Source organism: Puniceibacterium confluentis, from assembly GCF_007923445.1.
Lineage (GTDB): Bacteria > Pseudomonadota > Alphaproteobacteria > Rhodobacterales > Rhodobacteraceae > Puniceibacterium > Puniceibacterium confluentis.
In genome coordinates this window covers 1-599 of record NZ_VOJI01000107.1, presented here as the reverse complement: position 1 = coordinate 599, position 599 = coordinate 1, and the positions used below count along the sequence as shown (strand labels likewise).

Genomic DNA, 599 nt, shown 5'->3' with positions numbered 1-599 from the left:
CTTCGTTTGAATCGTTCCGGATTAGGCAAAGATAGAATCTATCGGAATAGATTAAGAGGAAGCGGAGGTCAAAAAGCGATGAAGCAAATTTTGATCATTACAGATGGATGCTCTAACGTAGGTGTTAGCCCAGTTATGGCGGCTGCCCAAGCTTTACGGGAGGGAATTACAGTGAACGTCGCTGGAGTCATAGACTACGGAACCATCGGCGAGCTTGGGAGCGCAGAGATTCAGGAAATTGCTAAAGCAGGGGGAGGGTTTAGCCAAATCGTCGGTACGAAGCAGTTAGCGCAAACCATGCAGATGATGACGCGCAAAACAGTGGTTCAAACGATTCAGCAGGCGGTTAATAGAGAGTTAACGCACATTTTGGGTGAGGGCGGTGCCCGGCATATCGGTGAACTGCCTCCGGCCAAACGAGCCCAGGTAGTTGAGGTAATGGATGAATTGACAGAAACAAGCCCTCTGGAAATTGCTTTACTCATTGATGCAAGTGCAAGCATGAAGCCCAAGCTACCTGCTGTAGAGGACAGTATCCGCGATTTGCTGCTCAGCTTACAGTCCAGAAGCGGACTCAGCCGTATATCTGTATTTCATTT

The 599-nt window shown here is 48.6% G+C and carries 1 protein-coding gene; it reads left to right on the top strand.

Annotated features, from left to right (window positions below; all coding sequences use genetic code 11):
* Positions 1-78 precede the first annotated feature (78 nt).
* On the top strand, positions 79-599 hold a 521-nt coding region (locus FOY53_RS24260), incomplete at its 3' end, for a hypothetical protein (RefSeq protein ID WP_146592543.1).